16 protein-coding genes and 1 pseudogene are annotated in these 19,364 nt (G+C 67.3%); 7 read left to right on the forward strand and 10 right to left on the reverse strand.

Annotated elements, in window-relative coordinates; translation table 11 throughout:
- On the forward strand, positions 1-1,191 hold the full coding sequence (gene galT, locus NQJ30_RS05420) for a galactose-1-phosphate uridylyltransferase (RefSeq protein ID WP_255768730.1): 1,191 nt from the start codon (positions 1-3) through the stop codon (positions 1,189-1,191).
- Positions 1,192-1,271: 80 nt separating this feature from the next.
- Positions 1,272-2,297, forward strand: a complete 1,026-nt coding sequence (locus NQJ30_RS05425; protein ID WP_255768731.1) for a DUF808 domain-containing protein — start codon at positions 1,272-1,274, stop codon at positions 2,295-2,297.
- 26 nt (positions 2,298-2,323) lie between these two features.
- On the opposite strand, the gene NQJ30_RS05430 is transcribed toward NQJ30_RS05425, so the two are convergent.
- Positions 2,324-3,313: an LLM class flavin-dependent oxidoreductase gene (locus tag NQJ30_RS05430; protein WP_255768732.1), complete on the reverse strand. Its 990-nt coding sequence runs from the start codon at positions 3,311-3,313 to the stop codon at positions 2,324-2,326.
- A gap of 139 nt (positions 3,314-3,452) precedes the next feature.
- Here NQJ30_RS05430 and NQJ30_RS05435 point away from each other — a divergent pair, with 139 nt between their 5' ends.
- Both NQJ30_RS05435 and NQJ30_RS05440 read left to right on the forward strand, forming a co-directional pair.
- Complete coding sequence (locus tag NQJ30_RS05435) at positions 3,453-4,322, forward strand: aldo/keto reductase (protein ID WP_255768733.1); 870 nt, start codon at positions 3,453-3,455, stop codon at positions 4,320-4,322.
- A gap of 46 nt (positions 4,323-4,368) precedes the next feature.
- Positions 4,369-5,067, forward strand: a complete 699-nt coding sequence (locus tag NQJ30_RS05440) for a type 1 glutamine amidotransferase domain-containing protein (RefSeq protein ID WP_255768734.1) — start codon at positions 4,369-4,371, stop codon at positions 5,065-5,067.
- A gap of 98 nt (positions 5,068-5,165) precedes the next feature.
- Here the strand turns inward: NQJ30_RS05440 and NQJ30_RS05445 are convergent, their stop codons facing one another.
- Complete coding sequence (locus tag NQJ30_RS05445; RefSeq protein ID WP_255768735.1) at positions 5,166-7,499, reverse strand: chromosome segregation ATPase; 2,334 nt, start codon at positions 7,497-7,499, stop codon at positions 5,166-5,168.
- 332 nt (positions 7,500-7,831) lie between these two features.
- Between NQJ30_RS05445 and NQJ30_RS05450 the strand changes: the two genes are divergently transcribed.
- Positions 7,832-8,827, forward strand: a complete 996-nt coding sequence (locus tag NQJ30_RS05450; protein WP_255768736.1) for an ABC transporter substrate-binding protein — start codon at positions 7,832-7,834, stop codon at positions 8,825-8,827.
- 72 nt (positions 8,828-8,899) lie between these two features.
- Here the strand turns inward: NQJ30_RS05450 and NQJ30_RS05455 are convergent, their stop codons facing one another.
- Positions 8,900-9,340: a MarR family winged helix-turn-helix transcriptional regulator gene (locus NQJ30_RS05455; protein ID WP_255768737.1), complete on the reverse strand. Its 441-nt coding sequence runs from the start codon at positions 9,338-9,340 to the stop codon at positions 8,900-8,902.
- 76 nt (positions 9,341-9,416) lie between these two features.
- Here NQJ30_RS05455 and NQJ30_RS05460 point away from each other — a divergent pair, with 76 nt between their 5' ends.
- Positions 9,417-10,658, forward strand: coding sequence for a multidrug effflux MFS transporter (locus NQJ30_RS05460; RefSeq protein WP_255768738.1), 1,242 nt, complete (start codon positions 9,417-9,419; stop codon positions 10,656-10,658).
- 12 nt (positions 10,659-10,670) lie between these two features.
- Here the strand turns inward: NQJ30_RS05460 and NQJ30_RS05465 are convergent, their stop codons facing one another.
- Genes NQJ30_RS05465 through NQJ30_RS05495 form a run of 7 tightly spaced genes read right to left on the reverse strand, consistent with a single transcriptional unit; the run spans position 10,671 to position 17,077 of the window.
- Entirely contained in the window at positions 10,671-10,805 is a 135-nt protein-coding gene (locus NQJ30_RS05465; RefSeq protein ID WP_255768739.1) for a hypothetical protein, read from the reverse strand.
- Entirely contained in the window at positions 10,805-12,193 is a 1,389-nt protein-coding gene (locus NQJ30_RS05470) for an NtaA/DmoA family FMN-dependent monooxygenase (protein WP_255768740.1), read from the reverse strand. Before NQJ30_RS05470 ends, NQJ30_RS05465 begins: the two co-directional genes overlap by 1 nt.
- Positions 12,190-13,287: an LLM class flavin-dependent oxidoreductase gene (locus NQJ30_RS05475; protein WP_255768741.1), complete on the reverse strand. Its 1,098-nt coding sequence runs from the start codon at positions 13,285-13,287 to the stop codon at positions 12,190-12,192. The genes NQJ30_RS05470 and NQJ30_RS05475 overlap by 4 nt, the downstream gene beginning before the upstream one ends.
- On the reverse strand, positions 13,284-14,117 hold the full coding sequence (locus NQJ30_RS05480; RefSeq protein ID WP_255768742.1) for a DUF1684 domain-containing protein: 834 nt from the start codon (positions 14,115-14,117) through the stop codon (positions 13,284-13,286). The genes NQJ30_RS05475 and NQJ30_RS05480 overlap by 4 nt, the downstream gene beginning before the upstream one ends.
- The gene (locus NQJ30_RS05485; protein WP_255768743.1) at positions 14,114-15,133 is read right to left on the reverse strand and encodes a transporter substrate-binding domain-containing protein; all 1,020 of its coding nucleotides are present in this window, start codon (positions 15,131-15,133) and stop codon (positions 14,114-14,116) included. Before NQJ30_RS05485 ends, NQJ30_RS05480 begins: the two co-directional genes overlap by 4 nt.
- A gap of 10 nt (positions 15,134-15,143) precedes the next feature.
- On the reverse strand, positions 15,144-15,986 hold the full coding sequence (locus NQJ30_RS05490; protein ID WP_304663843.1) for an amino acid ABC transporter ATP-binding protein: 843 nt from the start codon (positions 15,984-15,986) through the stop codon (positions 15,144-15,146).
- Positions 15,983-17,077 carry an amino acid ABC transporter permease gene (locus NQJ30_RS05495; protein ID WP_255768744.1) on the reverse strand — a complete coding sequence of 365 codons (1,095 nt, stop codon included), beginning with the start codon at positions 17,075-17,077 and terminating at the stop codon, positions 15,983-15,985. Before NQJ30_RS05495 ends, NQJ30_RS05490 begins: the two co-directional genes overlap by 4 nt.
- A 266-nt stretch (positions 17,078-17,343) precedes the next feature.
- Between NQJ30_RS05495 and NQJ30_RS05500 the strand changes: the two are divergent.
- A pseudogene (locus NQJ30_RS05500) lies at positions 17,344-19,299 on the forward strand (FAD/NAD(P)-binding protein); the annotation flags it as partial.
- Between the last annotated feature and the right edge of the window lie 65 nt (positions 19,300-19,364).

Below are 19,364 nucleotides of genomic sequence, written 5' to 3' on the forward strand. Positions count from 1 at the left end.
ATGGGCCAGATCACCAAGCGGGCCTACAAGCTCTCCGACGGCCGGGACCTGATCTACTTCGACGACGCCGACACGGCCCTCCCGCCGGACCGCGGACCGGACCTCCGTGAGCCCGCCGTACGGCCGCCCACGGCCACCATGCGGCAGGATGTCCTGACCGGCGAGTGGATCTCGATCGCGGCTGCCCGGCAGAACCGGGTGGTTCTCCCGCCCTCGCATTTGGATCCGCTGGCCCCGGCGTCCCCGGACAACCCCTCGGAAATCCCCAGCCCTTACGACGTGGCTGTCTTCGAAAACAAGTCCCCGTCCTTCGGCCCCGGGCTGGCTGGCGTCGCGGCACAGGGAGGCGCAGCACGGGAAGGCGCCGCGGCACCGGAAAGCCCCGAGGCCCCAACCGGCCTCGCCGACCTGGCATGGATCGGGCTCGGACGCAGCCGGCAATCAGTGGGCCGCTGCGAAGTGGTGTGCTTCTCGCCCGAACACACCGGTTCCCTCGCCGGCGTATCCCTGTCCCGGATGCGGACGGTGGTGGAGGCCTGGGCCGACCGGACGGCGGCACTGTCCGCGCTGCCCGGCGTCGAACAGGTCTTTCCCTTCGAAAACCGCGGCGAGGCAATCGGCGTGACACTGCACCACCCGCACGGCCAGATCTACGCGTACCCGTACGTCACCCCGCGCACGGCCCAGCTGATCCGCACCATCGGGACGTACGGCGGCACCCTGTTCGAGGACATCCTTGATTTCGAGCAGAAGTCCGAGCGCGTGCTGCTCCGCGGCGAGCACTGGACGGCATTCGTCCCCTTCGCCGCCCGCTGGCCGCTGGAGGTGCACATCCTTCCCCACCGGCATGTCCCGGATCTGGCGGCGACGACGGACGAAGAACGGGACGAGTTCTCCCGGCTGTACGGCCAGCTCCTGCGCGGCGTGGACGCCCTCTACTCGACGCCGACACCCTACATCTCCGCCTGGCACCAGGCCCCCGTCAACGCCCACCGGGACGACGTCCGGCTGATGCTGCAGCTGACGTCTCCCCGGCGGGAGGAGAACAAACTCAAGTACCTGGCCGGCTCCGAAGCCGCGATGGGGGCGTTCATCGCCGACATCCCGCCCGAGACCGCCGCGGCCCGGCTGCGGGCCGCCATTCCCGCCTCCACCGGCGGGCATTTTTCGGCGGGTAGCCCGCCGTCGTAAACTCCGAGCATGCCAATCATGCATCCCGACCAAGCCACCCACGCACGAGCGTCTGCTCTTAAGACCTGCGGGGACGGGCTATGAGCGGCGGCCTGGTCGCCCTGCTGGACGACATCGCGGCGCTGGCCCGCATCGCCGCCGCCTCGGTGGACGACATCGCCGCGGGAGCCGCGAAGGCAGGCGCAAAGGCCGCGGGCGTGGTGATCGACGACGCCGCCGTCACTCCCCAGTACGTCTCCGGGAGGGACCCGTCCCGCGAACTGCCGATGATCAAGAAGATCTTCTGGGGCTCGTTGCGGAACAAGCTGCTGATCATCCTGCCTGCGCTGCTGCTCGTCAGCGCCTTTGTCCCCTGGGCCATCCCCTTCATCCTGATGCTCGGCGGCACGTACCTGTGCTACGAGGGTGCCGAAAAGGTCTGGCACAAGCTCCGCGGCCAGCACACCGCGGACGAAGATGAGCCGGCCGTCGACCGGGGCCCGGGTGCGGAAGCCAAGGTGGTCAAGGGCGCCATCACCACCGACTTCATCCTGTCCTGCGAGATCATGGTCATCGCGATGAATGAGGTGACCGGTGAGTCCCTGTGGGTCCGGGCGTTCATCCTGGTCATCGTGGCGCTCCTGATCACGGTGCTGGTGTACGGCGCCGTCGCCCTCATCGTCAAGATGGACGACGTCGGCCTGCACCTGGCAGCCAAGGACTCCGCAGGCTCGCAGCGCGTCGGCGAACTCCTCGTCAGGGGCATGCCCTCGGTGCTGGCCACCATCACGTTCATCGGGACCATCGCCATGCTGTGGGTTGGCGGCCACATTATGCTGCAGGGAGCCCACGACCTTGGCTGGCACGGACCGTATGACGTGGTCCATGCCCTCGAGACTCCCGTCGCCGGGATCCCGGTAGCGGGTGCCCTGCTCGCCTGGCTCGTCAACACATTGTGCTCGGCCGTGCTGGGGCTTGCCTGGGGCCTCGTCGTCATGTCTGTCGTGGGTCCGCTGCTCAAGGTGCTGCCGTTCGGCAAAAAGAAGAGCGGCCACGATGACGGCGCCGTCAGCGCCGCAGCCGCCGGCCAGCAGTCCGGCCACAGGGGCGTCGAACCACCCGCGTAGCTCCTGCCGGCGCGGGCCGGCGGGAATTAGACCCGGGCCAGCCCGGCGACCTCCGCGAGCAGCTCAACGGAACGCAGCCGCGCTTCGGTGCCGGTGTTCTGGTGCGCCACGATGAGTTCATCGGCGTCGGAGTGCTTGCCGAAGCCGTCCAGGTACTCGGCCACAGCATCCGGGGTGCCGACGGCCGAATACGTCATCATCTGCGAGACGTGCTGGCCCTGCGGGGAGTCCAGGACCATGTCCGCTTCGTCATCGGTAAACTCGCGGCCGCCGCCGAAGAACAGTCCCACCCGGGCGCGCAAGGTGGCCCGGAAGGCTGCCTGTGCCTCGGCCGCGGAATCGGCGGCAATCACGTTGACGCCGGCGATGACGTGGGGTGCGTCCAACTGGGCCGACGGTTTGAATTCGCGGCGGTACAGAGCCACGGCATCCTGCAAGGCGTTGGGCGCGAAGTGCGAAGCGAACGCGTAGGGCAGGCCCAGCTGGGCGGCAAGCCGCGCGCCGAACAGTGAGGAGCCCAGGATGTAGAGCGGCACGTTGGTGCCCTTGCCGGGGGTTGCCTCGACACCCTGGATGCGGGTGGGTCCGGTGAGGTAGCCCTGCAGTTCCAGGACATCCTGCGGGAAGCTGTCGGCGGACATCGGGTCCCGGCGCAGCGCGCGCATGGTGTTCTGGTCGCTGCCGGGAGCGCGGCCGAGGCCCAGGTCGATCCGGCCCGGGTGCAGTGTTTCCAGGGTGCCGAACTGCTCGGCGATGGTCAGCGGCGAGTGGTTGGGCAGCATGATCCCGCCGGCGCCGAGCCGGATGGTTTTGGTGTGTGCGGCCACGTGGGCGATCAGCACGCTGGTGGCGGACGAGGCGATGGCGGACATGTTGTGGTGCTCGGCGTACCAGATCCGCCGGTAGCCAAGCTTCTCCGCACGCTGCGCCATGGCCACGCTCCCTGCGAAACTTTCCGCCGCCGTCTGGCCTTTGCCGATGGTTGCCAGGTCAAGGATGGAGAGGGGAAGCGTCACGTCGGTGCCGGCCTTTCGAATGCGTTGCGTGGGAGTGGCACGCCGGGTCGCGGCGGGCACACTGTGGACAACGACGGCGGTGCGCGGGTTATTTCATCCGCCACGGAATACTCAGCATGCTGAGGAGGTTGCCGCCCCTATGAGCCACGACATGAACCAACTGGAACTGTCCGCAACCATCGACCTCAAGGATCTCGGAACCGTGCACCGCCTCGGCTTCGGTGCCATGCGCATCGTCGGCGACGGGGTGTGGGGCGAACCCGCTGACCGCCGGGCGGCCATCGCAGTGGTGCGCCGCGCCGTCGAACTCGGGGTGGACTTTATCGACACCGCAGATTCCTACGGGCCCAACATCAGCGAAGAGATCATCGCCGAGGCCCTGCACCCGTACAGGGAAGGGCTGAAAATCGCCACGAAGGTGGGCTTCACCCGGACCGGCCCCAACAAATGGGTCCCGGTGGGCCGGCCCGAATACCTGCGCCAGCAGACCGAACTGAGCCTGCGCAAGCTGAAGGTGGACACCCTGGACCTGCTCCAGCTGCACCGGATCGACCCGAAGGTGGACGCCGAGGAGCAATTCGGCGTGCTCCGCGAACTGCAGGACGAAGGCAAGGTCAGGGCGCTGGGCCTGTCCCAGGTGGGCGTGGCCGAACTGGAGGCGGCCGGAAAACACTTCACGGTATCCACGGTCCAGAACCGCTACAACCTGACCGACCGCAGCTCGGAGGGCGTGCTCGAGTATGCGGAGGCGAACGGCATCGGCTTCATCCCGTGGGCGCCCATCTCGGCCGGCGAACTCGCGCAGCCCGGCGGCCCGCTGGACGAGGCCGCCAAACGGCTGGGTGCCACCACTTCGCAGGTGGCGCTGGCCTGGCTGCTGCGCCGCTCCCCCGTCATGATGCCGATTCCGGGCACCGGCTCCGTGGAGCACCTCGAAGAGAATATGGCCGCCGCAGGTATCACGCTCGACGACGCCACGTACGCTGGGCTTGAAGCAGCCGGCAAGTAGCAAGCGGCTTCCAGCCACTCACGTCACCAAAGACAGGAGAATCACGTTGGCAAACATTCTGATGGTCGTCTCGGCCGCTGACTCATTGACCATGAAGGACGGCAGCGAACACCCCACCGGATACTGGGCGGAGGAACTGGTGGTGTCACACCAGATTCTGACCGGCGCTGGCAACACGGTCCACATCGCCACCCCCGCCGGCAGGAAGCCCACCGTGGACCAGGTAAGCCTGGCAGCGGAATCGGCAGGTGGCGAGGACCGGGCGCAGGGATTCAAGGACTACCTGGCCAGGATCGATGGCGAGCTTGCCCACCCGCTGGTCCTGGCCGACGTCGACATTGCCGCCTATGACGCCGTGGTGATGCCCGGCGGGCACGGTCCCATGAGCGACCTGTACAAGGACGCCGACCTTGGCCGCCTGCTTGTGGCCGCCGACAAGGACGGAAAGGTGATCGCACCGTTCTGCCACGGTCCCGCCGGGCTGCTGAGCGCAACGCTCGACGACGGGTCCTTCGCCTTCGCGGGCCGCCGCCTCACCGTCTTCACCAACGAAGAGGAACTGAACGGGGGAACCGGCGAGAACACCCCGTGGCTGGTGGAGGACGCGCTGAAGGAGAAGGGCGCCGTGGTTGAGAACGCGGCCGCGTGGAGTTCCCACGTGGTCCGCGACCGCAACCTCATCACCGGGCAGAACCCGCAGTCCAGCGAGGACGTGGCCAAGGCAGTCCTCGCTGCGCTGTCGTGACCAGTCAGCGCCGGCCGTGACGCACTAAAGAGGGGACCAGTTCGTTGAGCTGGTCCCCTCCCTGCGGCGCACGTCTCTGGGCGCCGGCCTCTCACCGATTAGACGGCGCAGCCTCCGTTCGTGATGGTGGGATCGATGGCAGCGATCTGATTCTGGATGTCAGCCAGCTGCGCCTGAAGGCTGGACACCATCAGTTTCTGTGCCTCGACCGCGTCCTTGCTCGGCTTCTTCTGGTTCTGCAGGTCCCGGAGTTTCGTCTGGGCGGCAGTTAGCTGGCTGTCCACCGTGGTCAGCTGGCTCTGCAGGGCTGCGAGGCTTGCTTGCGCCGCGCTGATGTCGTTGTTGAGGCCATTGAGCTGGTCCAGCAACGGCTTGACCCGTCCCTGCAGGTCGAGGACGTTGGCTTCCGCGGCCGCAATCTGGCCGTTGAGCGCCGAGATCCGGGCTACCAAGTCGTCGCCCAGTTGGTTGAGCGAAGCGATCTCTCCTGTCTTATTGGCCACGGCAGTGTTGGCCGCATCCAGGGTGGCCTGCAGAGCCGGAAGCTGGGCCTGCAGCGCTGAAATCTCGGCGTTCTTGCCGTCCACCGCGCTCTTGGCCGCCGCCAGCGCATCCTTTGCTTGGGCCAGGGTGCCATTCAAAGCGTCGAGGATTGCCCTCTGGTCTGTGATGGCCTGCTGGGCCTGCGCAACGTTTTCGGTGAGGGTGGGCAGGGCCGCTTCGAGGCCCGCCACCACCTGCTGCTGGGCCGTCACCGCGTCAGCAGCATCCCTCGCTGCCTGCTCCAGGGCCGGAAGTTGGCCCTGGAGCGTGGTGAGCTCCTCCTGTTTGGTGGTGACAGCCGCATTGGCCTGGTTCACGGCATCCTGGAGTGCCGGCACCTGGGCCTTAAGGGTGGCAATGTCGTTCTGTTTTGCTGCCACCGCTGCATTGGCTGCATCCAGTGCTGCCTGCAGCGGCGCAGCGTTCTGCTGCAGGGTGCTGCTTTCCTGCTGTTTGGCCAGCAGCTGGGAGTTCAGGCCGTCCACCTGCTTCTGGAGGGTAGCCAGGTCGCCCTGAAGGCCGGAGATGGTGGCGCTCTTATCGGCGATCTGGCTGTTCACGCCATTCAACTGGGTTTGGAGGCCGTCGCGCTGGGCGATCAGGTCGCGCTTCGCTTTCGAGTTGCCGTTGATTGCATCGATTTGTTTGGTCAGGTCCGCGATCTGCGCAGTCAAGGTGTTCTTCTGCATTGTCAGCGCGGCGAGGTCCGTTTCGGCCTGCGTCAGCTGGGCCTGCTTGGCCGAAATCTGGCCGTTCGCTGTGGCGATCTGGTTCTGGAGGCTGGTGATGTCGGCATTCGCCGCAGAGATACTGGCGGTGTTGTCGCTGACCGCCTTTGCTGCTGCCGCGGCGGTGGCTTGGAGGGTCTGCAGGTCCGTCTGGGCCTTTGTGATCTCGGCGTTCTTGGCGTCGAGCGCCGCCTTTGCGGTGGCGGCCGCGGACTGCAGGGCCGTGAGGTCGGCCTGTGCGGCGGTGATTTGATCCTGCTTTGCGGTCACGGCCGTGTTGGCGGCCGTGACCGCGTCCTGCAGTGTGGCCAGTGTGGCTTTGGCAGAGTCCACCTTATCCTGCTGCGCCTGAAGCGCCTCAGAAGCGGTGGTACCCGCTGCCTCAAGCGTCTTCAGCTGAGTTTCGGCGTCAGTGACGGCCGTCTGCGCAGCCTTAACGGCATCTGCCGCCTGCTGGGCTTGCGCAGTCAGACCCGCCAGCTGGTCCTGGGCCTGCTGGATCTGGATTCCCTTGGCAGCGAGGTCGGAAGCAGCCTTGTCCGCCTCCTGCTGCAGCGTACCGAGCTCCGTCTTCGCGACCGCGATGGCCTGGCTGTTGGACACCAGTTCTGCGGCCAACTTGTCAGCCTGGTCCTTAAGGACTGCGGTGGCATCCTGGGCCGTGGTGAGTTCATCCTGCAGTGGCGCCAGCTGGCCAGCCACGCTTGCCTGCTGGCCCTGAAGGTCGGTGACGGCGGCCTTCGCGGCATCAATCCGCGAGTTTAGGATTGCCTGCTCGGCCGTCAGCTTGTCCTGCTCTGCCTGGGCAGCAGTCTCCTGGGCGGCCAGTTGGTTCTCCTGGGCAGTGAGGTCATCGAGTGCTTTTTGGGCTGCGGCCACGTCGCCGGTCAGCCCATCAGCCTGGGCCTGGAGCTTTGCCCTGTCCGCCTGCAGCGCCGCGATGGCGGCAGCGTTCTTTTTGACTGCAGCCTTCATCAGGTTTTCCTGGACGAAGCCCCGGTGCGCCAACTGGTTGACCACGCCGTTGCATATACCGGTTGCCGAGCCTGGAGCGGCCGTGGCGGGCTGGACCAGGACCAGGCTGCTGGTCAGCAGACCCGGCAGGACAACCGCGGCTGCGAGGCGACGGGCTAGGACGGATTTGGACGCTGCAGTAACCATAAAAGAAACTCCCCATTGAGACCGGAGACCGGTGGCGCGGCCCCCTGGCCGCTCATTACCCCACCGTAAAGGGCTTGCCGAACGTGCACACGCGTAGTCACCACCCGTCTTTTTTCGGTCAGTACTCACATTCGCAGCCGCCACCCAGTGAACTACTTGGTTTGTGACGGCCCCTGACGCCCGGTTAAGGGCCATTACCCCTCGTATCGCACCGTTTCGGCGGGCTTTGATCCCGCAATGCCCCTCCCGGATAGTTACTGCAACGCCGCGGATTTCCGCCGCATCATCACCAACTTTTAGCCGCATCGTCACCAACTTTCAAAGGGGCACCCATGATCAGGTTCAAGACCAAACAGGCTGCCGGGGCAGCTCTCGCGCTGACGTCGCTGCTGGCGCTGGCCGCCTGCTCGGACCCGGGCGCGACGGCGGCGGCAGCACCGTCGTCGGCTGCCGTTGCCGCGGACGGCGGCACCGCGGGCGGGAAGACCTTCAACCTGGCTCCGGATCAGAACCGCGTCAAGGTGGCTGTCGATGCCCAGGCCGCCGCCCTGGTGCCGGAGGCCATCAAGGCGGACGGCAAACTCACCGTGGTCACCACCGGCGGCTCCGCCCCGCTGACGCTGTTCGCCACGGACAACAAAACGCTCATCGGCAGCGAAGTGGACATCGCCTACGCGGTGGGCGCGGCCCTGGGCCTGGACGTCGAGGTACTCCCCGTGGCCTGGGCCGACTGGCCGCTTGGCGTCGAATCCGGAAAGTACGAGGCAGTCCTGTCCAACGTCACCGTCACCGAGGCGCGGAAGGAGAAATTCGACTTCGCAACGTACCGCAACGACCTCCTGGGCTTCTACGCCAAGTCCGACTCCGCCATCGGCACCATCAAGGAAGCCAGGGACGTCGCGGGCAAGCGCATCATCGTCGGCTCCGGCACCAACCAGGAAGCCATCCTGGTGAAGTGGGACGAAGAGAACAGGGCGAAGGGCCTCGAGCCGGTCGCCTTCCAGTATTACGACGACGATTCCGCCTCCACGCTGGCGCTCCAGTCCGGCCGTGCGGACCTGACGTTCGGCCCGAATGCGTCGGCTGCCTACAAGGCCGCCAAGGATGGCAAGACCAAGGAAGTGGGCACGCTGAACGGCGGCTGGCCGCTGACGGCCGAGATCGCCTTCACCACCCGGAAGGGCAACGGCCTGGCCGTCGCAGCCCAGGCCGCCCTGAACCGGCTCATTGAGGACGGCACCTACACCGGGATCCTGGACCGCTGGGGCCTGACGTCCGAGGCCGTGGCCAAGTCCGAATTGAACCCGGCAGGCCTGCCCAAGACGTAGGGCACCTGCCGACGACGGATCCCCGCCGGAACTGCTGACATGCAGCGTCCGGCGGGGATTCTTTGTGCCGGGCTACCTGTCCGCAGTGCGCAGGCGGAGAACGACGTCGCCGAGGGCATCAAGAGAGGCATAGAGAGCTTCCCGATGTTCGGGTGAGAGCTGCTCGAGCGCTTCCTGCAGCGACCCGGTCACCGCCGCGTCAATGCTGCTCTTGTTCCGGCGCGCTTCATCCGTCAGGGACAGCAACGACTTTCGCTTGTCGTCCGGATCCGTAACCCTTTCCACCAGTCCCCGGGTACCGAGTTCACGAACGGCTGCGGAAACGTTCGACGGCTTAATGTCCAGCGCTGCCCCCACCTCGGTGACGCCGGACCGCTCATGATCCTCCAAATAACCGAGGATGACCCGCTCGGTGGCAGGCAAGGGTTCGAATCCTGCCCGCATCGGTCCTTTGCGCTGCACCCACCACGCCAACTCCAGGAGCGCCTTTGCCGCCTCATGCACTTTTTCCATTCTACAATTTTGTTATGCGGACATACATATGTCAACATAACGAAGTCGCCGAAATGAAAGTGAACCGATCCATCACATGACCACGACCTCAAAAGCATCAGCCGCCCTGATGACCATGCTGGCACTGCTCAGCGCTCTGGGACCCTTTGCCATCGACATGTACTTGCCCGCCTTCCCGCAAATGATGCTGGACCTGAACACCACCGCAGCCTCCATCCAACTGACGCTGACCACCTTTATGCTCGGCATGGCCGTCGGCCAGCTGGTCATCGGCCCGTTGTCGGACCAGTTCGGACGGCGCAAGCCGCTGCTGATCGGCACCTTCGTCTGCCTGGCGGCCAGTGTGCTCTGCGCCCTGGCACCCAACATTGAGACCCTGATCGGGATGCGCTTCCTCCAAGGGTTCGCCGGCGCTGCCGGCGTGGTCCTGGCCCGTGCCATCGTTTCCGACTCGGCCCGCGGCGTGCACGCCGCAAAGCAGTTCGGCGTCCTCATGGCCGTCGGCGGCATCGCACCCGTCCTCTCGCCACTGGCCGGCGGCGGCGTTATGGGCTTCGCCGGCTGGCGCGGTGTGTTCTGGGCACTGGCGGTCCTGAACCTGCTGATGGTGGTCGGTTCCCTCATCATTGTGAAGGAAAGCCTGCCGCGCGAAGGCCGCAGCAAGGGAGGCGTGAAGGAGCTGTTTGCCAGCACCGGCCGCGTGCTGGGCAACCGGCGCTACCTTGGTTTCACGTTCGCTTTCGCGTTCTCCATGGCGGCCATGTTCGGCTACATCTCGGCCTCGCCCTTTGTCTACCAAAACATCCTGGGGCTGGACCCCACCGCGTTCTCGCTGCTCTTCGCACTGAACGCACTGGGCATCACCATTACCAGCATCGTGGGGGTCAAACTGGTTGGCACCCTCAGCCCGCTCCGCATGACGTACATCGGCGTTTCGGGACTGGTGGTCTTCAGCGCCGGCCTGCTGGCAGTGGTCACGGCCGGGAACACGCCGTTGTTTCCGACGCTCGTGCTGGTCTTCCTGGCGATCTCCTCGCTGGGCTTCATCTTCGGCAATGCCGCGGCCTTGGCGACGGACCAGGTCAAGAAGTACGCGGGCACCGGATCCGCGGTCATGGGCGCGCTCCAGTTCACCCTCGCCGCCATCGCGTCACCGCTGGTGGGTCTCGCGGGAGAAGGCAGCGCCGGGCCCATGGCGATCGTGATGCTCGTCGCGGGCAGCATTGCCCTCCTGAGCCTGGTCACCCTCACGCGCGGTGGTGCCGCCCTGCCGGCCGTCGCGCCGGCGGAGCTGCAGTTGGAAACCGCAGCCCACTGAGCGGCCGCTGCGCTAAATTGCCTGTTCCCACACCGTCAGCTGCAGCCTGACGGTGCCGCAGGCAGCAGCACCCTCAGGGGAAGGTTCGACGGCGGCGCTCTCCTCGCCGCCGTCGTCGTCCCTTCCGCTGGCGCCCGGACCGCGCATCAGGCGCGCACCGTCTCCGCCGTCTGGTCCGCGGTGCGGACCGGCGTTTCGAGGCCGAGGTTCTCGCGCAGCGTGGTGCCGGCATATTCAGTGGGGTAGACGCCCCGAGCCTGGAGTTCCGGCACCAGGTGGTTCACGATGTCGTCCAGGCCGGTGGGGATCAGCCAGGGCGAGATGTTGAAACCGTCCACGGCGCCAACCCGGGCGTAGTCCGCGAGTTGGTCCGCCACGGCCGAGTATGACCCCGTGAAGGTGGAATCGATGCGGGCGGTCTTGGACGTGACGAACTGCCGGATGGAGAGGCCCTTGTCCTTGGCCTCGGCCCGCCACTGGTCGGTGAGCTGCCGGGCTTTGGCTCCATGGAAGCCGCTGCCGCGGGTCTCGGAAGTCTCCTCGACCACGGGGTCGATCTCGGGCAGTGGGCCGTCCGGATCGTACTCGGAGAGCTCGCGGCCCCAGAACTGTTCCAGGTAGGCCACGGCCTGCTGTGGGCCGATCTGCAGGCTCCGCACCCACTCCTTCTTGGCCGCCGCTTCCTTCGCCGTGGAGGCGAGGATGAATTCGCTGGCCGGCATGATCTGCACCGCGTTGGCGCCCCTGCCTGCGGCCACGGAGCGCGCCACGAGATCCTTGCGGAACTCCACGGCCGCCTCGAACTTGGGGTGGGCCGAGAAGATCACGTCAGCCTGGCGTGCTGCGAAGTCCCGGCCCTCCGGGGAGTCGCCGGCCTGGAAGAGCACCGGCCGGTACTGGGCGCTGCGCGGCAGCCGCGGGGTCACGTCCACCGTGTAGTGCTGGCCTTCGTGCAGCACCCGGCGGGCGGGGCCGTCCGGGGTTTCCCAGGAATCCCAGATGCGCTTGGCCGTCTCCACGAATGCCTCGGCGTGCTTGTACCGGTCCGCGTGGTCCAGGTAGGCGCCGCGGCGGAAGTTGGCGCCGGTCCAGGCGTTGTCCGTGGTCACGATGTTCCACGCGGCACGGCCGCCGGAGATCAGGTCAAGCGAGGCCAGCCGGTGCGCCAGGTCCGCGGGGTCGTTGTAAGTAGTGTTCTGGGTAGCCACGAGGCCGATGTTCTTCGTGACCGAAGCCAGGGCCGCCAGCATGGTCTGCGCGTCCGGCCGGCCCACCACGTCCAGCGCATGCGGCCGCCCCAGGTGCTCGCGCAGGCGCAGCCCCTCGCCTAAGAAGAAGGCCGCGAACAACCCGCGCTCTGCGGTTTGGGCGATGCGGCGGAAGGACTCGAAGTCGGTCTGCGAGCCGGATTCCTCGGCCTTCCAGATGGTGCCGGAGTTCACGCCCTGGAAGAAGATGCCGAACTGGATCTGCCCTGAAGGCGTGAACCCATCCGGCGTGAAGGCGTCGGATTTAGCACGGTTATGCTGTGTCATGGTGCGTTCCTACTTTCGGCGGCGGGTGAGGTATCGGCTGTTGGGATGGCGGCATAGCGGCTGGCGGGGCGGCCGAGGCCCAGCAGTTCCCGGAAGGTGCCGTCCTGCGCCACGGGGCGGAGTACGCCCCTGCGGCGAAGTTCGGGCAGGACCAGCCGCGCGAGTTCCCCGAGGTCAAGGGCGAGCGACGCCGGGTGGAGACGGACGCCGTCGGCCTCTGCCAGCAGCTGCTCGAGGAAGTCGGTGAGGCCGGCGGCAGAACCTGCAAAAGCCGCCCGGCCACCGTCGGCAGGAGCCAACCCAGCCACGCGCTCTGCCGCGGCCTGCCCGCGTGAGTCGAGAGCGACGTCGAGCTCTGCAATCACGGCAACAGAAGCACCCACCCGGGCACGGATGTTGCGGACTTCGCCGGCGAGCAGTTCCGGCGTCGGCGCGGACACCAGCACGCCGTCCACTGAGTCCGGCGAAACCTGGCCGCCCCCGAGCAAAGGGGAAGGAACCAGCACGGGCAGCTGCCCCTGCAGGGGCCTCGGGATGATGGACGGGCCCTTGACCGAGTAGGCGGGGCCGGTGAAGTCCGCCGGCGTTTCAAAATCGGCGTAGTGCAATTTGTCCACATCGATGTACCGGCCGGTGGCGACGTCGCGGATCACGGCGTCGTCCTCCCAGGAGTCCCACAGCCGCCGGGACACCTCGATGGAGGCGGCGGCTTCCTCCCCCAGCGCTGCTCCGGTCACGGACGAACGGCCGACGGCGGCAGCTGCGTCGGGCGACTCCGCTGCGGTGGCGATCCACCCCGCGCGGCCGCCGGAGATGTAGTCGAGGCTGGCCAGCTGGGTGGAAACGTGGAACGGCTCCGTATAAACAGTGTCCACCTCGGGCACCAGCGCGATGGTCCGGGAAACGGGTCCGGCGAGCGCCGCCCGCTGCAGCGCGTTCGACCGGCCCGGAGCGGGCGCATCGTTGAACGTGGCGGCGTGGAATCCCGCGGACTCGGCGGCCAGGACAGCGGCCGCGAGGTCCGCGCCGGCCCAGCCTGCGCCGTCGAGCTCGATGGCAAGGAACCCGGCTGGGCGTGCAGTGGGGGTGCTCATGCGCGGTCCTGTCGTTCGTAGGGAATCTTCTCGCCGGCCTCGATGGCCACGGGCAGCCGGTTTTCGGCCGGCGGCAGCGGGCAGGTGGCCAGGTCCGTGTAGGCGCAGGGCAGGTTCACGGCCCGGTTGAAATCCAGGTGCACGGAACCGTCAGGGGCCGGCACCACCGAGAGCGAGCGGTTTGCCTCGTAGGTGGTGGCCCCTGAAGTCTGGTCCGTGAAGAGCACGGACAGCGAACCCGGCGCGTGGCCGTTGAACGCGGTCAGCGCAAGCTCCTGGCCGGCCAGCTTGAACCGGATCTCGCCGGGCGATTCATAGACGTGCTGGATGCCTTCGACGGCGGCACCCACCGTGGTGGTCCGCGGCTCGTCGAACGGCACGAACGTTCCGGCGACGGCGAAGGCGGCGTTGGGTGTGTAGGCGGGCGTCCCCTGGTAGTCCTGCAGCAGCGGGTTGGCCGGGTTGCGCGGGCGGACAATGTACTCGCCGCCGCGCTTAGCCACCTCGATCACCGTGTCGCCTGATGCCAGGTTGATGCCGCCGCGCTCCTCGAGGGGGCCAAACTGGAGCGTGGTGCCTGATGCGGAGTTCAGTTCCTGGCCGTCCCGCTGCAGGCTCTCGCCCGGCTGGAGGGTGACGCGGACGACGTCGTTCTCCACGCTCCAGGTGCCCGGGGCGCCGTCCAGCGGGGTGGCTTCGTTGCCCAGCCAGTGCAGGTGGGTCACCGCGAGGAAGCCGTGCGGGTGGGCCCGGTTGCGCTCGTGCGCGGCGTGCCAGTCCTGCCAGTCGGCGTCGAAGGTTTCAAGGGCGGTCTCGGTGAACTTGGTCATTTCGCAGCTCCAAAGTTTTCGGCGGTGATGGTCTTCGACTCCGGCAGGGCTTCCTCCGACAGGCCCCAGCGGTCCAGGACCTTGGCGTAGGACCCGTCCTTGATGGCGGAGTTCAGGGCGCCGGTGAGCACGGGCGCGAGGCCGTTGCCGCGGAGGGTGGTGGCGGCCACGAGCGTTTCGGAGGGCCAGCCGGCGTTGACCTTGCCCACCACCTTGAGGTCGTCGCGGGTGTTTTCGCGGTACACGGTGGACGGGTACGGGGCGATGTTGAGGTCGGTCCGGCCGGAGGAGAGCGCCAGGATGGTGTCCGCGTCCGAGGAGTAGTACTGCAAGGTGGCCGGCGCCTTGCCCTTGCCCTCGAGCTCCTTGTTCCAGGCCAGCAGGATCTTTTCCTGGTTGGTGCCCGAGCCCACGGAGACCTTCAGCCCGGAGATGTCGTCCGCGCCCTTGATGTCGTAAGTGGCGGACTTCCTGGCTTCGAATCCCATGTAGGCGGCCCGGTAGGTGGCGAAGTCGAACAGCTTCACGCGGTCCGCGTTGACGCCCACGTTGGAGAACACAGCCTCGAAGTCGCCTGACTGGGTCTTCAGCGGCCAGTTCTCCCAGGATGTCACCTGCACGTCCAGCTCCAGCCCCAGCTTGTCCGCCACCAGCTGCGCGAGGTCCAGTTCAACGCCGATGGGCGTCTTGTCGTCCGTGGCGTGGAAGCTCAGCGGGATGGAGCCGGCCGTGGTGGCCACTGTCAGCTTGCCGTCCTTGCCGATCAGCTCCGGGACTTTGCCGGCGAGCGCCGCGTCCTTCGCGGCCCGGATACGCGGCTGGTCCGGCGAGGTGTTGTACACCACGCCGTTGCGTGCCGCCGTCGTGCTTTGCGCGCTACCGGACGCGCCGGCGGCGGAGGCACCTGGATCAGCGCACCCTGCCAGCGCGGCAGTGCCAAGAAGGACGACGGCGGGGAGTGCCGCCAAGGAGCGCACGCGGCCTGGGCGGCGGGTGGGGCCAGTGAAGTTTGCCATGGTGGATCCTTTAGATGTTGAAAGCCGGTTCAAGCACTTTGGAGAAGAAGCTCCGGGTGCGGGGTTCCTGTGGGTTGGCGAAAATCTGTTCGGGGCTGCCCTGTTCCACAATCTGGCCCTCGTCCATGAACACCACAGTGTCCGCCACGTCGCGGGCGAAGCCCATCTCGTGCGTGACGATGATCAGGGTGGTGCCGCACTTCGCCAGTTCGCGGATGACGTCAAGCACTTCGTTGACCAGCTCGGGGTCAAGGGCGGACGTCGGCTCGTCGAACAGCAGGATCTTGGGGTCCAGGGCAAGTGCTCGGGCAATGGCCACGCGCTGCTGCTGGCCGCCGGAAAGCTGCCGGGGATAGGCACCGGCACGGTCCTTGAGGCCTACCCTGTCCAGCAGTTCCAGGCCTCGTTTCCGGGCTTCCTCCTTGGTGCTGCGGGGTTTCCCGGTTCGGGGGGCCACCACCGGTGCTTCGGTGACGTTTTCCAGGGCGGTGAGGTGCGGGAAGAGGTTGAAGTTCTGGAACACCATGCCGATTTCGGTGCGCTGCTTCAGGATGTCCTTCTCGCGCAGCTCGTGCAGCCGGCGGCCGCGCACCTCGTAGCCCACCAGTGTTCCGTCGATGGCGATGTGGCCGGCGTCCACTTTTTCGAGGTGGTTTATGGTGCGCAGCAGGGTGGACTTGCCGGAGCCGGAGGGACCTACGATCACGGCCACTCCCCCGGGTTCGACTGTCAGGGTGATGCCTTTGAGCACTTTGGTGGCGCCGAACGATTTGTGGACGTTGGTGATCTCCACCAGGCCGCGGGTGGCAGCTGCGTTTCGGGTGGCAGCTGGTGCAGCGAGCGTGTCAGTCATCGGGTGCCCCTTTCTCGGCCGGGTGCCGCGGCGCGCGTGGCGAAGAATTTCCGGGCCTTCTGGAGGGGTGTCAGCGGCAGGTTCCGCAGGGCGCCCTTCGAGTAGTGCCGTTCGATGTAGTACTGGAAAACGCTGAGAACGGATGTGATCACCACGTACCAAAGCGTGGCCACCAGGAGCAGCGGCAGGACCTGCTGGGTGCGGTTGTAGATGACCTGGACGGTGTAAAACAGCTCCGAGTAGGCCAGGACGTACACAATGGACGTGCCCTTGACCAGGCCGATGATCTCGTTGAAGGCCGTGGGCAGGATGGCCCGCATGGCCTGCGGCAGGACAATCCGGGTGGACCGGCGCCAGGCGGGAATGCCCAGGGCCGCCGCGGCTTCGAGCTGGCCCTGGTCCACGGACAGGATGCCGCCCCGGATGATCTCCGCCGAGTAGGCCGCCTGGTTGAGGGTCAGCCCCAGCACTGCTGCCGCGAACTGGCTGATCAGGGTGGTGGTTTGCACCTCGAAGAAGCGGACGTCAGTGAACGGGACGCCCAGGCTGATCTTTTCGTACAGGTAGCCCAGGTTGTACCAGAGCAGCATCTGGACCAGCAGCGGTGTGGACCGGAAGATCCAGGAGAAGGTCCAGGACACCGAGACCAGCAGCGGCGAGGCGGAGAGCCGCATCAGCGCCAGGATGAACCCCAGGACAAACCCCAGGATGCCGGAGATGGCGGTCAGCTTCAGCGTCTCCACGAGCCCGTTGACCACGGACTGGGCCGTGAACCACTGCGCCACCACACCCCATTCCCAGCGAGGGTTGGTGGCCAGTGACCATGCAACCGCAAGGACACCGAGCGCCACCACGGCGGTCCCCACCCAGCGCCAGGGATGCTTCGAAGCCACCAGGGGATAGCCCGAATAGTCGGTGGCGGGGCCGCGGCCGCCGGCAGCGGGGCCGGCCGGACCCGAAGCTCCCGGACCGGGCGTTCCCGGGAGGCCTCTTTCGACCCCTGAGGTTCGCGCCCCGGCGGCCGGGCCGCCGGCCGGCTGTACTGATCCTGAATCTGCCGGCCGGTCCACTGTGGTTCCTGCTGAACTCATGCGCCACCTCGTTCCTGATGCGTCGGAGTGTGCTTCCGGAACGGCTTGTCCCGGTGCGTTGGCTGCCAATCTAGGGCGGCCGCGAAAGGGGCGGCAAGGCGCCAGGTTGCATTAGTTCACGGGGCTTAGCGAGGCGTCATGAGACGGTTCTTTGCGCCGTTTGACCTGCGGTGACGCGGAGTTAACGGGCGTGACCGGGCCCTCGACCGGCGTCGGACGCGCTGCCTAGCATGGGCACTCAGCCAGCGTCACGAATCAGGAGCCCCATGCCAGAGCACACACCTTCGGTTGTCTTCATCGGCGGCGGACCGCGGACGGCCGGGGTGCTGGAACGGATGGCGGCAAACCGGGACCAGGTCTTCGCGGGGCCGCTGGATATCCACGTGGTGGAACCCTTCGAACCGGGCTCCGGCCGGATCTGGCGGTACCACCAGCACCCCGGCCTGATGCTCAACTCCGCCGCTGCGGACATCACCATGTTCACCGATGCCTCCGTGGCCTGCAGCGGACCCGCCGTCGACGGCCCGGGGCTCGCCGAGTGGACGGCGGGCGTGCTGGACGGGTCCATCATCGACGTCCCGGACTTTCCCGCCGCCCTCCGCGAGCAGCTACGCACCCTCACCGGCGCCACGTTCCCCACACGGCAGCTCCAAAGCCAATACCTGGAGTGGTTCTTCCGCCGCGCCGTGACCAATCTCGGCGGGAGCGTCACCGTCCACCGCACCACGGCCATCGCGGTGGAGCGCGCCGGAGTCCCCGCCGCCCCCACAGACGGAACGTACGACGCCGGCAAGCACCTGGTGCGGCTGGCAAACGGCGGGACGCTGCCCGCCGACGTCGTGGTAACCGCGCTGGGGCACACGGACTCGCAGCCGGGCGCCGCGTCCGCCGCGTGGTCCGGCTTTGCCGCCCGGCACGGCGGGTTCCACGCGGCACCCGGCTACACCACCGACGTCGACTATTCAGCCCTCGCCCCCGGCCAGGACGTCATTGTTGCCGGGATGGGGCTGGCGTTCGTTGACCTGCTGGTGCTGCTGATGGAGGGCCGGGGCGGGCGGTTCGAGGAAACGCACCACGGCGGCCTCCGGTACCGGGCGTCCGGCAGGGAACCGCGGCTGTGGGCGGGATCGCGGCGGGGCGTGCCCTACCACTCCAAGATTTCCGCCTCGCTACGCGGTGAGGCTCCCGGCGACCTGCGCTTCTTTACCGCCGCCGCCGTGGACGTGCTGCTGGAACGGCACGCCGAACTCGATTTCCGGGCGCACTTGTGGCCGCTCATCGCCAAGGAAGCCGGGTACGGCTATTACCGGGAGCTGTTCACCGGCAGTCCGGACCGGGTCAGCACAGGGTGGGCCGAATTTTCCGCCGGATTCGCGGGGTTGGACTGGTACAGCGGCGCACGCGAGGAACTGGTGGCGGCAGCGGTCCCCGACCCTGCCCTGCGACTGGACTTGGAAGCCCTGGACCGGCCGTTCGCCGGTCAGCGGTTCGAGGGTTCCGCCGACGTCCAGGCGGCTGTGGCACGCTACATCGAGCACGATCTGGAACTGCGGGACGGTCCGGACCACCCCGAGACGATGGCCCTCTTTGTGGCACTCCTGAAGGTTTATATGGATCTTGGCCGGCTGGTCCCTGCCGGGCGGCTCAATGCCCGGTCCCAGCAGACGGTCCACGGCTGGTGGCACGGGTTCTTCAGCTTCGTGGACTCCGGGCCGCCCCCGCGCCGGCTGCGCGAGATGCTGGCCCTGCATCACGCCGGACTGCTGCGCTTCCTGGGGCCGGGCGTGGAGGTTACGGCGGACGAATCCACCGGGGAGTTTGTGGCCGGCTCGCCGCAGTTCGGGTTCAGTGTCCGGGCCAGTGCGTTCATTGAAGCGCGGTTGCCGGCACCATCCGTGGCCCGCTCGCTCAACCCGTTGCTGGCCTCGCTCCACTCCTCGGGGCTGGGAAGCGAACAGCAGCTGCTCACGGCCGACGCCATCCATTCGACCGGAAAGCTGCTCGTCTCGGACCGGTATGAGCTCCTGGGCGCGGACGGCCGGGCGAACGGGCGGCTCTTCGGCATCGGCCCGGGAACGTCCGGCTGGGGCGCCGGCGCCTTCGCCAGGCCGCACACCAACGCCGCCCCGTTCCGTGAGAACGATGCCCTGGCCAGGGCCATCCTGGAAGTGGCAGCGGGCCTGGAACCCCGGGCCCTTAGCTCGGCGGAACCGGACCCTGCGGCACTTAAGTCGGCGGCGCTGCACCCCCCAGCCCTGCACCCCGCGGCCCTTGACCCCGCATCCCT

Source organism: Pseudarthrobacter sulfonivorans (assembly GCF_024391045.1).
GTDB classification, from domain to species: domain Bacteria; phylum Actinomycetota; class Actinomycetes; order Actinomycetales; family Micrococcaceae; genus Arthrobacter; species Arthrobacter sulfonivorans_B.

Bases quoted from the DNA above. Each gene is read 5' to 3' on its own strand.
- galT (WP_255768730.1), top strand. From the start codon at position 1: ATGGGCCAGATCACCAAGCGGGCCTACAAGCTCTCCGACGGCCGGGAC.
- NQJ30_RS05435 (WP_255768733.1), top strand. From the start codon at position 3,453: ATGAGCCACGACATGAACCAACTGGAACTGTCCGCAACCATCGACCTC.
- NQJ30_RS05485 (WP_255768743.1), bottom strand. From the start codon at position 15,133: ATGGCAAACTTCACTGGCCCCACCCGCCGCCCAGGCCGCGTGCGCTCC.
- NQJ30_RS05470 (WP_255768740.1), bottom strand. From the start codon at position 12,193: ATGACACAGCATAACCGTGCTAAATCCGACGCCTTCACGCCGGATGGG.
- NQJ30_RS05455 (WP_255768737.1), bottom strand. From the start codon at position 9,340: ATGGAAAAAGTGCATGAGGCGGCAAAGGCGCTCCTGGAGTTGGCGTGG.
- NQJ30_RS05445 (WP_255768735.1), bottom strand. From the start codon at position 7,499: ATGGTTACTGCAGCGTCCAAATCCGTCCTAGCCCGTCGCCTCGCAGCC.
- NQJ30_RS05465 (WP_255768739.1), bottom strand. From the start codon at position 10,805: ATGCGCGGTCCGGGCGCCAGCGGAAGGGACGACGACGGCGGCGAGGAG.
- NQJ30_RS05480 (WP_255768742.1), bottom strand. From the start codon at position 14,117: ATGACCAAGTTCACCGAGACCGCCCTTGAAACCTTCGACGCCGACTGG.
- NQJ30_RS05425 (WP_255768731.1), top strand. From the start codon at position 1,272: ATGAGCGGCGGCCTGGTCGCCCTGCTGGACGACATCGCGGCGCTGGCC.
- NQJ30_RS05450 (WP_255768736.1), top strand. From the start codon at position 7,832: ATGATCAGGTTCAAGACCAAACAGGCTGCCGGGGCAGCTCTCGCGCTG.
- NQJ30_RS05460 (WP_255768738.1), top strand. From the start codon at position 9,417: ATGACCACGACCTCAAAAGCATCAGCCGCCCTGATGACCATGCTGGCA.
- NQJ30_RS05475 (WP_255768741.1), bottom strand. From the start codon at position 13,287: ATGAGCACCCCCACTGCACGCCCAGCCGGGTTCCTTGCCATCGAGCTC.
- NQJ30_RS05490 (WP_304663843.1), bottom strand. From the start codon at position 15,986: ATGACTGACACGCTCGCTGCACCAGCTGCCACCCGAAACGCAGCTGCC.
- NQJ30_RS05495 (WP_255768744.1), bottom strand. From the start codon at position 17,077: ATGAGTTCAGCAGGAACCACAGTGGACCGGCCGGCAGATTCAGGATCA.